This window comes from Flavobacterium flevense (genome assembly GCF_900142775.1).
GTDB classification, from domain to species: Bacteria; Bacteroidota; Bacteroidia; order Flavobacteriales; family Flavobacteriaceae; genus Flavobacterium; species Flavobacterium flevense.
In genome coordinates this window covers 632,522-647,585 of record NZ_FRCC01000002.1, presented here as the reverse complement: position 1 = coordinate 647,585, position 15,064 = coordinate 632,522, and the positions used below count along the sequence as shown (strand labels likewise).

11 protein-coding genes are annotated in these 15,064 nt (G+C 34.1%); 5 read left to right on the top strand and 6 right to left on the bottom strand.

Annotated elements, in window-relative coordinates; all coding sequences use genetic code 11:
- Positions 1-198: 198 nt before the first annotated feature.
- From glmS to BUB89_RS05905, 3 genes are read right to left on the bottom strand one after another with little or no spacing between them, the layout of a single operon-like run.
- Complete coding sequence (gene glmS, locus BUB89_RS05915) at positions 199-2,043, bottom strand: glutamine--fructose-6-phosphate transaminase (isomerizing) (RefSeq protein WP_073242890.1); 1,845 nt, start codon at positions 2,041-2,043, stop codon at positions 199-201.
- A 12-nt stretch (positions 2,044-2,055) separates the two neighbouring features.
- Positions 2,056-3,708: a BamH family beta-barrel-assembly machinery protein gene (locus BUB89_RS05910; RefSeq protein ID WP_073242888.1), complete on the bottom strand. Its 1,653-nt coding sequence runs from the start codon at positions 3,706-3,708 to the stop codon at positions 2,056-2,058.
- An 18-nt stretch (positions 3,709-3,726) separates the two neighbouring features.
- A complete protein-coding gene (locus tag BUB89_RS05905) occupies positions 3,727-4,530 on the bottom strand; it encodes a glycogen/starch synthase (protein ID WP_073242886.1) in 804 nt (267 codons plus the stop codon).
- Positions 4,531-4,609: 79 nt separating this feature from the next.
- Here BUB89_RS05905 and panC point away from each other — a divergent pair, with 79 nt between their 5' ends.
- The 4 genes from panC to radA all read left to right on the top strand — a co-directional run bounded on the left by panC (position 4,610) and on the right by radA (position 8,481).
- Positions 4,610-5,488 carry a pantoate--beta-alanine ligase gene (panC, locus tag BUB89_RS05900; RefSeq protein WP_073242884.1) on the top strand — a complete coding sequence of 293 codons (879 nt, stop codon included), beginning with the start codon at positions 4,610-4,612 and terminating at the stop codon, positions 5,486-5,488.
- Positions 5,489-5,502: 14 nt separating this feature from the next.
- Positions 5,503-5,853, top strand: a complete 351-nt coding sequence (gene panD, locus BUB89_RS05895; RefSeq protein WP_073242882.1) for an aspartate 1-decarboxylase — start codon at positions 5,503-5,505, stop codon at positions 5,851-5,853.
- A 127-nt stretch (positions 5,854-5,980) separates the two neighbouring features.
- Positions 5,981-7,120 (top strand): alpha/beta hydrolase, encoded by a 1,140-nt coding sequence (locus tag BUB89_RS05890; RefSeq protein WP_073242880.1) that lies wholly within the window; start codon positions 5,981-5,983, stop codon positions 7,118-7,120.
- A complete protein-coding gene (radA, locus tag BUB89_RS05885; RefSeq protein WP_073242878.1) occupies positions 7,120-8,481 on the top strand; it encodes a DNA repair protein RadA in 1,362 nt (453 codons plus the stop codon). Before BUB89_RS05890 ends, radA begins: the two co-directional genes overlap by 1 nt.
- Positions 8,482-8,675: 194 nt before the next feature.
- On the opposite strand, the gene BUB89_RS05880 is transcribed toward radA, so the two are convergent.
- Both BUB89_RS05880 and BUB89_RS05875 read right to left on the bottom strand, forming a co-directional pair.
- Complete coding sequence (locus tag BUB89_RS05880) at positions 8,676-9,440, bottom strand: LytR/AlgR family response regulator transcription factor (RefSeq protein WP_073243054.1); 765 nt, start codon at positions 9,438-9,440, stop codon at positions 8,676-8,678.
- A complete protein-coding gene (locus BUB89_RS05875) occupies positions 9,440-11,428 on the bottom strand; it encodes a sensor histidine kinase (protein ID WP_073242876.1) in 1,989 nt (662 codons plus the stop codon). Before BUB89_RS05875 ends, BUB89_RS05880 begins: the two co-directional genes overlap by 1 nt.
- 281 nt (positions 11,429-11,709) lie before the next feature.
- Between BUB89_RS05875 and BUB89_RS05870 the strand changes: the two genes are divergently transcribed.
- Positions 11,710-13,671, top strand: a complete 1,962-nt coding sequence (locus tag BUB89_RS05870) for a transglycosylase domain-containing protein (RefSeq protein WP_073242874.1) — start codon at positions 11,710-11,712, stop codon at positions 13,669-13,671.
- A gap of 308 nt (positions 13,672-13,979) precedes the next feature.
- On the opposite strand, the gene BUB89_RS05865 is transcribed toward BUB89_RS05870, so the two are convergent.
- A complete protein-coding gene (locus BUB89_RS05865; protein ID WP_073242872.1) occupies positions 13,980-15,017 on the bottom strand; it encodes an NADP(H)-dependent aldo-keto reductase in 1,038 nt (345 codons plus the stop codon).
- Positions 15,018-15,064 lie beyond the last annotated feature (47 nt).

The window sequence follows — 15,064 nt, the reverse complement described above, 5'->3', positions numbered from 1 at the left end:
CTTTTTAAAAACAATCAACTTTATTAAGAACATTATTGAAATAGGAAGAATATTTTCAACACTTTAAATTTAAGCAAAAAAAATAATTATTTAACAAAAAATATGTCGGAAAATTCAATTTTTACTAATTGCGTCACTATCTAAAACAAAAAAAGCAAGGCGTGAGCCTTGCTTTTCATATAAACTGAAATATTTTTTTTATTCTACTGTCACTGATTTAGCCAGATTACGAGGCTGATCCACATTACAATCTCTGTAAACAGCAATATAATAAGACAACAACTGCAACGGAATTGTTGTAATTAAAGGTGATAAAGCATCCGATGTTTCCGGAATTTCGATAACATAATCTGCCAATTCTCTAACCTGAGTATCTCCTTTAGTCACTACAGCAATAATTTTTCCGCTTCTGGACTTAATTTCCTGAATATTACTTACTATTTTATCATAATGACCTTGCTTAGGAGCAATTACCACAACCGGCATTTGCTCATCAATCAAAGCAATTGGTCCGTGTTTCATTTCGGCAGCCGGATAACCTTCTGCATGAATATAGGATATCTCTTTTAATTTCAAAGCACCTTCTAGAGCTACCGGGAAATTATAACCACGTCCTAAATACAGGCAATTAGGAGCATCCTTGAACGCAGCTGCAATTTCTTTAGCTCTGTCAATAGTTCCTAACGCTTCTTTTACTTTTTCAGGAATCAATTCTAATTCTAATAAATACCTGTGGAAATCAGAATGAGATAACGTTCCTTTAGCTTTCGCTAAACGCAAAGCTAACATGGTCAAAACAGTAATTTGGGTTGTAAAAGCTTTAGTTGAAGCCACACCAATTTCCGGTCCTGCATGGGTATAAGCACCTGCATGAGACTCTCTCGAAATAGAAGAACCAACTACATTACAAACTCCAAATACAAAAGCACCCTGCTCTTTAGCCAATTTAATTGCCGCCATAGTATCGGCCGTTTCACCTGATTGTGAAATAGCGATAACTACATCAGTACTTTTTATAATTGGGTTTCTGTATCTAAATTCAGAGGCATATTCTACTTCTACCGAAACGCGGGCAAATTCCTCAATAATATATTCAGCAACTAAACCTGCATGCCATGAAGTTCCACAAGCAACAATAATAATTCTGTCGGCATTTAAGAATTTTTCTAGATGATCTTCCACACCTGACATTTGGATAATCCCTTTATCAGCATGTAATCTTCCTCTGTAAGTATCTTTGATAACATTAGGCTGCTCAAAAATCTCTTTTAACATAAAATGGTCAAATCCTCCTTTTTCAATTTGCTCCAAATTCATTTGAAGTTCCTGAATATAAGGATCCACTAAACTGTCATCTTTGATTTTTCTAATCTTAATTGATTTATTCAAATTAATATTAGCCATCTCTCCATCTTCAAGATAAACAGCATTAGAAGTATATTCGATAAACGGAGAAGCATCAGAAGCGATAAAATATTCACCTTCTCCTACCCCAATTGCCAAAGGACTTCCCAAACGAGCCGCTATAATTTCATCAGGTTTCTTACTGTCAAAAACAGCAATTGCATAGGCACCTACTACCTGATTAAGAGCCAGTTGAACTGCCTTTCCTAACTTTATTTTTTCTTTTTTCTGCACTTCTTCAATCAGGTTTACCAAAACTTCCGTATCAGTATCTGAATGAAAAACATAACCACGCTTGATTAACTCTTCTTTTAATGGTGCATAATTTTCTATAATTCCGTTATGCACGATAGCTAACTCTCCTGAGTTTGAAAGATGAGGATGCGAGTTTACATCATTAGGAACTCCATGAGTAGCCCATCTTGTATGACCTATTCCAATTGTTCCTTTTGTATCAATTTCTTTCTGAGCAAGCTCTTCAAGCTGTACTACTTTACCTTTGGTTTTGCAAACTTTAATTGTTTCGTCATAAATCATTACACCGGCACTGTCATATCCACGATACTCCAATCGTTTTAAACCTTTGATGACAATAGGATAAGCTTCTCTATGGCCTATATAACCAACTATTCCACACATATAATTTATTTATTAATTCGGTTTTGTGTAATAAATCTCTAATTTTAATTTTTTATCTGCCGGCACTGAAGAATTAGCTCCATGAAGCACTACTCCTAAAGGATTCATTACTGAAGCCTGAGGCGCTTTAGTTAAAGTTGTTCCCGGCTGTAAAGGCACTCGCAACTTATTCATTCCAGTATTGTTAATATCCTCAGTAACTACAACTCCTAATTTAACATTAGTAGAATCAGCATTTTGAATCAGAGTTCTGATATGATTGGTAATTCTGAATTTATACGTTTTGTCCTCAGTATTAACAGGATTCAAAAGACCACCGTAAATCAAATGCCCAGTCTTATCAGTAAGTACTCTTGTTTGATCAAAAGCATAATCTGCAATTACGGTATTATTAGTTAAATCATATAAATAAACTCTGTTTGGAATCTTATTGGATCCCATTGCAGCTCCATCAACATGAAAAACTAAATTAGCTTCATTTATCAAGAGACTTTTTCCTGTTACCGGATCTTTACGTCTTAACTCATCTAACTCATCATAAACACCATTAGGTCCTGTTACATTTCCGTTAGCATCATATCCTAAAAGATCTGTTTTTTCAAAAAGCTCTAATACTGCCATTGCTCCTTCTCCACCTTTTAAATACAGTTTTTCGTCTCCAGTTGTAGTGTTTGGATTAGCGGCTGCATTTGTGTAAGCAGTTGCATTTGTTACATCATTAGACAATAAATTAACAGTGTTTCCGGTAAGATTAAGCTGAATAGATTTAGAAACTTTAACGGTATTATCTGTCGAAGAATCTTCTTTGTAATATACAATAATTTTTCCCGCTTTAAAGTTCATCATAGACAAAACACCCAGATTTGAATCTGATTTTTCTACTTTAAAGTACAAACCTCTAAAATAATTTTTAAAAACATCATTAGTAACTAATTTGCCTGAGGCAGCAGCATCAATAATTTTTGTTTTAAAATAGCTTTTATTTAATGCCAGTCGCATAGCCGGAACCGATTGAGTTGTGGTTGCTTCACCATTAGTTGTTGTTTTTTCTTTAACCGCTTTTGGGCTAAAGAAAAAAGCGGTGTTTTGAGAAACATCAGCAGCATCATTCAAAACAACAGAACCTTTGAGAGTCTCAAAATCAGATGCCTGATTAGTATAATATCTTTGTACTTCTAAAAAACCGGTCGCAGGATCTAAATCCCTCATAAAATAACCGTTTTCATAAATATTAAGTTTAATTTTACCCAAATCCTTGTTTCCATAAATAGAATCTAATCTATAAAGATTCTCTCCTGATTCTAAATCCGGATTAGGCAGCTGAGTGTAAAAATAAGGAACAGACAAAATCACACTGTCAACCTGAACGTTATTCCCAATAACCGGATTCACAGAAGCCAAAGTAAGCTGAGTAACAAAACTGGCTGTTGTAGTTCCAAAAATTGCATCTTCATAAACACCCAAAGCATTTACAGGTAAATTACTGGATTGTACTGCATTAATTTTTTGATTGTAAGCAAGTACATTAAAAGTCTTACTTTCCAAACCAAAATGATCATTACCTACTAAATCACCTCCAATAGAATTAAAATCTTTATCACAGGATGTAAAAAAAACGACCGATATTGCTATTAGAATTATCTTAAAAAAAGAATTATTATGCATATTTAAATAAAAGTGAGGTTAAAGCATTTCTTTATAAAAATTGCTATACGCTTCTGCGAAAGCATCTTTAGGGACGAAAGGTAAAAAAGGTTTTCCCGAAGTTTCAATAAATTTTGTTAAACTTGGACTAACATTTGGCGATGCCACAATTACAGCGTCAGAATGCATTACCGTTGCCTTAATAATATTCTCATAATCAGGCGTTGCCAGCATCTCAACTTGTTCCTGAGGTACGCCATCAAGCTTTACTTTATTAATCATTTCAACATCCAGAGTGCCGTCAAAAGATTGCCCATATACTGAAGTAACTATTTTAGTCTCTGAAAATAAGGCTTCATTTTTATAAAAATGTTTCATATAGACAGGTAACATTGCTGCCATCCAGCCATGAACATGAATAATATCAGGAACCCAGTTTAGTTTTTTTACGGTCTCAACAACTCCTTTTGCAAAAAAGATAGCACGCTCATCATTATCAGGATACATAACCCCGTCTTCATCAGCAAAAGTGGCTTTTCGCTTAAAATATTCATCATTATCAATAAAATAAACCTGAATTCTTTCTTTAGGAATTGATGCTACCTTAATAATCAAAGGCATATCTAAATCATTTACTACCAAATTCATTCCAGATAATCTAATTACTTCATGCAATTGGTGTCTTCTTTCATTAATATTTCCATATCTTGGCATAAAAATTCTAATCTGTCCCCCTTGATCATTTACCATTTTAGGAACATCATAAGACATTAAAGAAACCTCATTTTCAGCCAGATAGGGCACCACTTCAGATGATACATATAATATCCTCTTATCTTTCATATTGTAATTTAGTTAGTTATGTTGGTAATAAAAACCACGCAAAATTACGAAATTTTATGCAGTTATTAACTAATATATTATGTTTGCATTTAATTTTAATAAAATAACCATGCCTATTTTCTATGGAAAAGCAGCTTTAATCGAATTTATACATTCTGTTAAATCGTCTGATTCCACTATTGGCTTTGTCCCAACAATGGGTGCACTACATCAGGGACACCTCTCGTTAATGCAACAATCACTGGCAGAAAACACACATACTGTGGTTAGCATTTTTGTTAATCCTACTCAATTTAATAACCCCGAGGATTTAGAAAAATATCCGAGAACTTTAGAAAAAGATACTCAAAAAATTTTTGAATTAAATCCAAATATAATGGTCTATGCCCCTTCAGTCAATGATATTTACGAAGGAAAAGTAGTATCACAGAGTTTTGATTTTGACGGACTGGAAAATCAAATGGAAGGCAAATTCCGTCCCGGTCATTTTAACGGCGTAGGAACCATAGTAAAACGATTATTTGAAATTGTTTCCCCAACCAATGCTTATTTTGGACAAAAAGATTTTCAACAATTGCAAATTGTAAAAAAAATGGTCAGCAAAAACCATTTGGACGTCACTATTATTGGCTGCGAAATCTACAGAGAAGCCAATGGTCTGGCAATGAGTTCCCGAAATGAACGCTTATCAGATTCCGAAAGAGAGCAGGCAGCTATCATCTATCAAACCTTACTTCAGGCTAAAGAAAAATTCAAAACATCAAGCTGTAAAGCGGTGAAACAATGGGTAAAAGAGGTTTTTGATGCCAACACAAATTTTGACTTAGAGTATTTTGAAATCGCTGATGAGGAAACACTTATTCCTTGTGACGAAAAAATAAAAGATAAAAATTATCGTGCATTTATAGCCATATTTGTTAATAATATCCGATTGATTGATACCATTTCACTAAAATAATTTACTTTTGTGCCATGCAAATTCAAGTATTAAAATCAAAAATTCATCGGGTAAAAGTAACAGGTGCCGATCTAAATTACATAGGCAGTATCACCATCGATGAAACCTTATTAGAAGCTTCAAATATTATTGAAGGAGAGAAAGTTTCTATTGTTAACATCAACAATGGAGAACGTTTTGACACTTACGCCATAAAAGGAAAAAGAAATTCCGGTGAAATTACCCTTAACGGGCCAGCGGCCAGAAAGGTGCAACGGGATGATATTATCATTATCATTTCTTACGCAACCATAGATTTCGAAGAAGCTAAAACTTTCCAGCCCTGGATTATTTTCCCTAATGAAAATGACAATTCATTAACTTAAAAAACATCTAAAACATTCAATATCCGAAGCGTTTCTCTCCATAGAAGCGCTTCTTGTTTTTATAGCCCTAATTTTTCTTTGATTAAAAAGTAGTATATTTAAAATCGAATTTTAAAAAGCCCAAATTATGAAACAACTACTACTTTTATTTTTCTTTTCCATTTCATTATTTGCTCAAAAAACGGAATTAATCAAATCCGAAAAACTGGGAACAACCAGAGAAATTATTGTTAGCTTACCATCTTCTTACGAAACCAATCCCACCAAAAGATATCCTGTATTGTTGTTATTAGACGGACAATATTTATTCAATTCTTTTCAGGGCGCTTTAAAATATGGCGAATATTGGGATGATTTACCTGAAACCATAATTATAGGAATCAATCAAAAAAACAGCCGCATGGACGATTGTGGTTTTGATGAAGCCGAAGGTATGCCCACAAAAAGATCCGCCGCTTTTTATAATTTTATTGGTGAAGAACTCATGCCTTTTATCGAAAAAAAATACAGAGCAGCTCCTTTTCGAATTATAGCAGGACATGACACCACAGCGGGTTTTTTAAATTTCTTTCTGTATAAAGAAAACCCCTTTTTCAATGCTTATATTTCATTAAGTCCGGAACTTGCCCCGGGTATGGAAAACCAAATAGCAACAAGCTTAACCAATGCTAAAAAAACTATTTTCTACTATCAATCCTCAGCCGATGGTGATATCAAACAATTACGTGAACCGGTAGAGACACTGGATAATAGTTTAAAATCAATAACTAATCCGTTAGTCAACTATAAATTCGATAATTTCAGGAATGCATCTCATTATTCATTAGTTTTATATTCGATTCCAAATGCTTTGTACCAAATTTTCGATAGTTACAAACCTATTTCTTCTACTGAATTTTCAGAAAAAATAGTGGTGCTGCCATCGGGTTATGTAGATTATCTGACTAAGAAATACGACAACACTACCCAAAAACTAGGCTTAAATATTCCTATTCGAATTAATGATTTCAAAGCTATTGAAGCTGCAATTTTAAAAAACAAAGCTTATGCAGAATTAGAACAATTAGCCCAATTAGCCAATAAAAATTATCCAAAAGCCATGCTTGCTGATTACGAATTGGGTTTGATGTATGAAAAAACAGGCGATGCCAAAAAAGCCGCCAACAAATACCAACGCGCCTCACAACTGGAAGAAATAGGCGATTTGACCAAAGAAATGATGTACAATAAGTACGATGATATGAAAAGCTTAACTGTTAAAAAATAATGTCAAAAGTTAAAACCTCTTTTTTCTGCCAAAACTGCGGAACCTCTTATGCTAAATGGCAAGGCCAATGTAACGCCTGTAAAGAATGGAATACCATTGCCGAAGAAATTATTCAGAAACAAGACAAAGTAGCCTGGAAAAGCGAACCTACTCCAAGCAACCGCGCGCCAAAACCATTACGAATTACCGAAATTGATTCGACTCAGGAAATCCGAATGGATACTACGGATGCCGAATTAAATCGTGTGTTGGGTGGCGGAATTGTACCCGGTTCGCTCACTCTTTTAGGCGGTGAACCCGGAATTGGAAAAAGTACGCTTTTACTCCAAATTTCACTAAAACTACCTTATAAAACCTTATATGTTTCAGGCGAGGAAAGCCAGAAACAAATAAAAATGCGTGCCGAAAGAATTACGCCAAGCAGCGATAATTGCTACATTCTGACGGAAACTAAAACGCAAAACATCTTCAAACAAATTGAAGCCATTGAACCCGAAATTGTAATTATCGATTCGATTCAAACCTTGCATACCGATTATATCGAATCGACTGCGGGAAGTATTTCTCAAATCAGAGAAACCACTGCTGAGCTGATTAAATTTGCCAAAGAAACCAATATTCCTGTGATTTTGATTGGTCATATTACCAAAGACGGAAACATTGCCGGACCAAAAATTCTGGAACACATGGTAGATACCGTTTTGCAATTTGAAGGCGACCGTAATCACGTGTATCGAATCCTACGTTCCCTAAAAAACCGTTTTGGTTCTACTGCCGAAATCGGGATTTACGAAATGCTGGGCAGCGGATTAAGAGAAGTTTCCAATCCGTCCGAAATATTGATTTCGCACAAAGACGAAGAATTATCAGGAACCGCAATTGCCACCACATTAGAAGGTATGCGTCCGCTGATGATTGAAATTCAATCCTTAGTCAGCACCGCAGTTTATGGAACACCACAACGCAGTACCACCGGCTACAATGCCAAAAGGCTGAATATGATTCTGGCGGTTTTAGAAAAAAGAGCCGGTTTCAGGCTTGGCGCCAAAGACGTTTTCCTGAACATCACCGGAGGAATTTCGGTAGATGATCCTGCGATCGATTTGGCTGTTGTAGCTGCTATTTTATCATCGAATGAAGATATAGCCGTAAACAAAGGTTTTTGTTTTGCCGGAGAAGTTGGTCTTTCAGGTGAAATCCGTCCTGTAAACCGAGTGGATCAGCGTATTCAGGAAGCAGAAAAATTAGGCTTCACCACCATTTTTGTATCTAAATACAATAAAATCGCCTTGAAAAATACCGGGATAAAAATTGAATTAGTCGCTAAAATTGAAGATGTAGCAAGTATGCTTTTTGGATAGAAAGTGAAAAATAGACAAACAATAAATTGCCTCCAGCTTCAGCTGGGGGATTTAAATAAAGAATAATTTAAAGGCTTTAGCCAAAGTTTCGGCTAAAGCCTTTAAATTACATAGAATCCTTTTTAACTCCAGCTGAAGCTGGAGTCAATTCAAAAAATTATTATTTCCAAAACAACAAGAAAAGGCTTAATTCCCTAAATATCCATCCAATTTTTGATCTGTAAATTATAACTTCTTCCGGAAGTAATACTGGTTTTTCTATTGTTATTCAACGTAATCACAAAACGACTATTAAAGTACTTTTGAACATCCAGCACCAGATTCTTATTTACAATCACAGCGCGATGTACTCGTATAAATTCCTCAGGCAATTTCAGTTCTAATTGGGAGAGCGATTGTTCAATCAAATGATTTTCTTTGTTGGTATAAACCGTCACGTATTTTTCATCAGCTTCAAAATGAGTTACTTCATCCAGTTTTATAAAAATGAGCTTCTCTCCTTTTTTAACCGTTATTGAAGTCATCTTTTTTTCTTCTTTCTGACTGTAAAATTCTTTTAAAACCGACATGATAGTTGCCGAAGAAAGGTTGTTTTTGAAATTACTCAACTTTTCCACCGTTTGTTGCAAACGTTCCAATCGCACGGGTTTCAATAAATAATCAATACTATTAGTTTCAAAGGCTTTCAAAGAATATTGGTCGAAAGCGGTACAAAAAATCACAATCGGTATTTTCTCTAAACGCTCTAATAATTCAAAACCATTCAGCCCTGGCATTTCAATATCTAAAAAGATAACATCAGGTTGCAATTGATTGATTTTTTCCACAGCTTCTATCCCGTTTTTAGCTTCATCAAGTACCCGAAAAGTTTCCGGAAAATGTTCCAGTAATTTTTGCAAACGGGCTCTTGCCGGTGGTTCGTCATCTATAATTAATGTGGTGTAAGCTTGACTTTTCATTAAATCATATTGTATATCTGAATTGTAATTTCTTTTTGCGGCTGATTGTGCCAACTCATTTCTGCTTTGTCACCGTAACTGAATCGCAACAAATCATACACGGTTTGTAAACCATGACCACTCACTAATCCTTCGGGAAAATCGGGGCCATTATCCTGAACTGAAATCAAAATACCATTGTCTTTCTTACTTACTTTCAAGATAATTTGGCCTTGTCCTTCTATTTTCGAAATACCGTGTTTTATGGCATTTTCTACTAAAGGCTGTAAAATAAACATTGGAATCTCCACCGTCAATAAATCAGGTTCGATATCAATATTAAAACTCAAACGGTCACCAAAACGGATTTGTTCAATCTCTAAATAGTTTCGAACCAAACTCAATTCATCGCCCAAAGTATTTACTTTTGCTCCTTTTCGATTAATACTGTGTCGAAACAAATCCGACAAGGACAAAGCCATTTTTTCGGTTTTATCAGCATCCGTATGCGCTAAACTGGCGATAGAATTTAAAGCATTATACAAAAAATGCGGATTAATTTGCGACTGCAAGACTTTGACTTCGGCTTCAGCTTTGGCTTCTTTCAATCGACTCAATTCTACGTCTTTTTCTTTGACCAAAGATGCTGAGAAATGGTTTAAATATAACAATAGTCCTCTACCAATTGCTAATCCTGCTGAAAATAAAATATAGGGTAAAATAAATTCAAGAAATCCTTTTCTATCTGATTCTAAAAAAATTAAAGTAAGTGGTGATATAAAAGAAACAAATGTAAAAATTACTTTCAACAACAATTGATAGCTGAAAATCTGATTTTCTTTAATGCTGATTTTCTCTATTCCCCATAAATTAAAGGAAATTATGATTGAAAACACAAAAGCTAGTGCTATTTGAAAAAAAATGTGGCTGTTCCAACCAATAACCGAATTAAACTTTGTTAAAAACTCATGAATATTGACAAGATGTATAAAGTGCAGTAGTATCAAGAAAACGGGAAACCAATAATTGAGATAAGAATACTTGAATTTTCTATTTTGAAAAAAACTGAACATTAAAACAAATACCAAAACACCTACACCAATAATAATGCTCCAAACTTTAAATTCGTGTTCTTTTTTATTGACAAAACTACTGGCATAACGCCATGGATAATTGGCATACATATAATCTTTGAATTGTTCTATAAAATCATCCGAGTATAATTTTTGCAGTAAAAATTTGTCAGCATCTGTAAATTTTGAATTTTCAGGTTTATGTTTTATTGAATTAAAAATATTGTTTACTGACGACTCTTCATTTAATACTTTTTCATCTCTAACAAAACAAAGTGATCTTAAAAACTCATATTTAATATATAATTTCCTCTCCTCAAGCGAAAGTACTTTATTGATATCAATAAAAATGTAATATGGACTATTTCTGTCATTTAAAACTTGATCTCGAAAAAAATGAGAACTAGAAATATTTCCTATATCATTGGGTACTTTAACGGCATTAAGTCCTTGAGCTTCTATTGTAACGCTATGATTTAATTCTTGATCAAACTCCATTGCTATTGTAGACCCCATCAAACTGTAAACTGGAATTCCTTTAAACAAGGTATTAAAATTGTTTTTTAGAACAGATTCAATTGGTTTCCCAACAAAGCTTGTGAAAAAATCGATAGTTTTATTTGGAATAATAATTTGTAATTCCTGTATTATTTCCTTAATGATAATACTATCCTGTTGAGTTGCATTCTCCAGCGAAATTAGAATTGGCTCTTTTATCTTATAGACGTTTTCTGTCTCTCCATCAAACAATCGTTCTTTAATATACTCCCATTTGTATTTTTCAGACTTAAAATCTGGAGGTTTCACATATACTATATCATTTGGATTTCCATTTTTATTAAAGGATAATTCCATATTTAAAAACGTATCATTTTTAGAAACAACAACAAAACTGGTGATGACCAGAATAAGGATTAATGCGATAAGTTTTTTCATAATTTGTGAGTTGGTTTAATTATTTAGCAAATGAACTAAACCAAGCCATTTGAAAAAACATTTTTCCGACGAACTGCAATTAAGCATAATGAATTGCAATTTATACTAATCTGAACACATTTTTAAAACGTAACAAAAAAACTTCTTACAAAAAAGCACTTGATCTTTTAAAGGCATCGGACTTCTTTATCTCTTAGACTAATATTAAACTTTAGATAAAGAATATCAATGGAATAAAAAAAGTTATTATTTTAGCCCATTCCCAAAATGCGCTTCCATTGATGAAAACCCAAAAACAAAAAATATTTTTAATTCTGAAAATACTTATTGCTGTTATTTTAATTGCAATAATTAGTGTTTTTTGTTTTAGAGAAACCCTTCTCCAACAAGCTATTGCAAAAACAGCAAAAAAAATAAAAACCGATTACAACAGTGAGTTTGTAGTCAAAAAAGCAGGTTTTGAAGGACTTTCAGGTGTTAATCTCACTGATATTACTTTAGTTCCAAAAAATGCCGACACTTTGTTCCGAATCCAAAAAATGAGAACTTCTGTCAACATTTGGCGTTTGCTGCTGGGCGATGTACAATTAGGAACTTTAGAAATTAAAAATGGTTATATCCAACTTACTAAAAAAGGGAATATCAAAAATTTTGCTGCTTTCTTAAAAAGAAATAAAAGCGAAGAAAACAGTACAAACAAGAAAGATTATGCCTCTTTTGCTTACCGGATTATTTCGAAAGTGCTGAATTTAATTCCAACCGATATGGAAGTCGAAAATCTGAAATTTAAACTGGACGATAATGGAAAAAAAGCAACCATCGACATCAAAAAATTAGTATTATTAAACAAAGAACTGGAAACTTCAATTCATGTAAAAACAAATACTTTTGCCCAACGCTGGCAAATAAAAGGTTTTGCTGATCCCAGAAATCAAAAAGCCGATCTCCGATTCTTCAACATGGATACCGGAGCCATAAAGGTTCCTTATTTTGATGAACGCTACAATCTCATTTCCAGTTTTGATTCTATTCGATTAAACATCGAAAATATTGATAAAAGTGGCGGCGAACTTCATATTGACGGCTTTACTTCGATTGCTAATTTAAAAATTAATCATGCTAAAATTGCCCGAAAAGATGTGTTGATTAAAAATGCGCGTTTTGATTACCGCCTGCTTTTAGGTTCTGATTTTATTTCTGTTGACAGCAGTTCAACTGTGCAGTTTAACAAAGTGAAATTCCATCCTTATCTAGCTTACGAAACCGAGGAAGACACGATTTATAAACTCAAAGTGGATATTCCTAAAATGAAAGCGCAGGATTTCATCAGTTCGCTTCCGGAGGGTTTGTTTACGCATTTTGAAGGCATGGAAGCCGAAGGCACTTTCGATTATCATCTAAATTTTGAATACAATAAAAACAAACCCAATGATTTAGTTTTTGACAGTAATCTGAAGAAAGAAAATTTAAAAATTACCAAATACGGCGAAGCTAATCTGAATAAATTAAATGGCGAATTCATATATCGCGCTATCATCAATAATGTATTGCAACGTCCGGTTCTTGTAGGAATGGCTAATCCTAATTTTACACCTTTGGACCAAATCTCGCCTTATTTACAAAAATGTGTTTTAACTACCGAAGATCCTTCGTTCTTTTCCCATCGCGGTTTTATCAATGAAGCTTTCAAGCAGTCGATTATAAAAAACATCAAAACAAAGAAATTTTCCCGGGGTGCCAGTACCATCAGCATGCAGTTAATCAAAAATGTTTTTTTAACAAGAGAAAAAACTTTATCCCGAAAACTGGAAGAAATTCTATTGGTTTACATCTTAGAAAACAATCGAATTGTGAGCAAAGAACGCATGCTGGAAGTTTATTTTAATATTATCGAATGGGGGCCAAACGTGTACGGAATTGGCGAAGCGAGTCAGTTTTATTTCCAGAAAACCCCCGCCGATTTGACGTTCAACGAATGTCTTTTCCTGGCCCGGATTATTCCGAGTCCGAAAAAGTTTATGTACCAATTTAATGACGAAGGAAATTTTAGAGAATCAGCAGTACAGCAAGTTTCTTTTTTGACCAATTTAATGATCCGAAGAGGATTGCTTACCGCCGATGATACCATTTTTAAAAAGGAACCCACTATTTTAACCGGTCCGGCTAAATCCTTACTTCGCATAAAAATAAAAGATACAACAGCAATTGATTCCTTGAAAGTGAGTGATGAGTTTGAGTTTTAATAGTTAAACACAAAGTTCACAGAGAAGGCACTAAAGATCGCTAAGATTTTTTGAAGTAAAATTCTAAGAGTCATTATTAGTATTCTTTAAAAAAAATAAACCGCAGATTCACAGATTTTCAATGTGAATTTGCGGTTTACTTTTTCAAACCATTAAGGAATTAAGGAGGTTTAGCATCTGATACTCAACCGCTAAGTTCGCAAAGTTGTACATAAATAATACAAAACAGAAGAACTCTTAACTAAACTTAATACCTTAATGGTTTATTATAACCTTGTGCCCTTTGTGAACTTCGTGGTTAATTAAGACTAAGGTGCAGGATCAGGAATGGCAGCATGTACTGCATTTATTTCGTTGATAATTTCCTCAGAAAGAACCACATCAATAGAAGCAATGTTTTCTTTTAATTGTTCCAAAGTAGTGGCTCCAATAATATTACTGGTCACAAAAGCTTGTTGGTTTACAAAAGCCAAAGCCATTTGAGCTGCTGACAAACCATGCTTTTCAGCAATGGTAACATATTGTCTGGTGGCCTCGGTACTTTGTGGGCTATTGTATCTTGAAAATTGCGGGAATAGTTTAATTCGGGCATTTGGATGACTTTCACCGGTTAAAAATTTACCTGAAAGCACCCCAAAAGCCATTGGCGAATAAGCAAATAATCCTATGTTTTCTCTGATACAAATTTCGGCTGAACCTACTTCAAACTGGCGATTTAATAAAGAATATGGGTTTTGAACCGTTTTAATTTTTGGTAAATTATGATATTTGCTTTCTTCCAGAAAACGCATTATCCCCCAAGGTGTTTCATTCGAAAGTCCGATGTGTTTGATTTTGCCTTCTTTCACAAAACCATCCATAGTTTCTAAAACCAACTGGATATTATCTTCCCAGGCATCATTTTCTACAACAAAACCTCTTTTTCCAAAAAAATTGGTTTTCCGTTCCGGCCAGTGCAATTGGTACAAATCAATATAATCGGTTTGTAAACGTTGCAAACTCTTGTCTAATGCATATTTTAAACTCTTAGGCGAAAAATCATTTTTTTCACGCATGTAGCCAAAATTAGGATTGGGTCCGGCAATTTTTGAAGCTAAAACAATTTCGTCTCTCTTTCCCGATTTTTTTAACCAGGTTCCAAGGATTTTTTCAGTACTTCCATAGGTTTCTTCACGTGCAGGAACGGAATACATTTCGGCAGTATCAAAAAAATTGATCCCATTTGCAACAGCATAATCCATTTGAGCATGACCATCAGCTTCGGTATTTTGTTGTCCAAAAGTCATGGTTCCCAGGCATATTTTACTCACTTTTATATCCGTATCAGGCAAAACAGTGTATTTCATAGTCTAAAATTATAAACCAAAAGTCGTAAAGTTATAAAGCTGCTTAC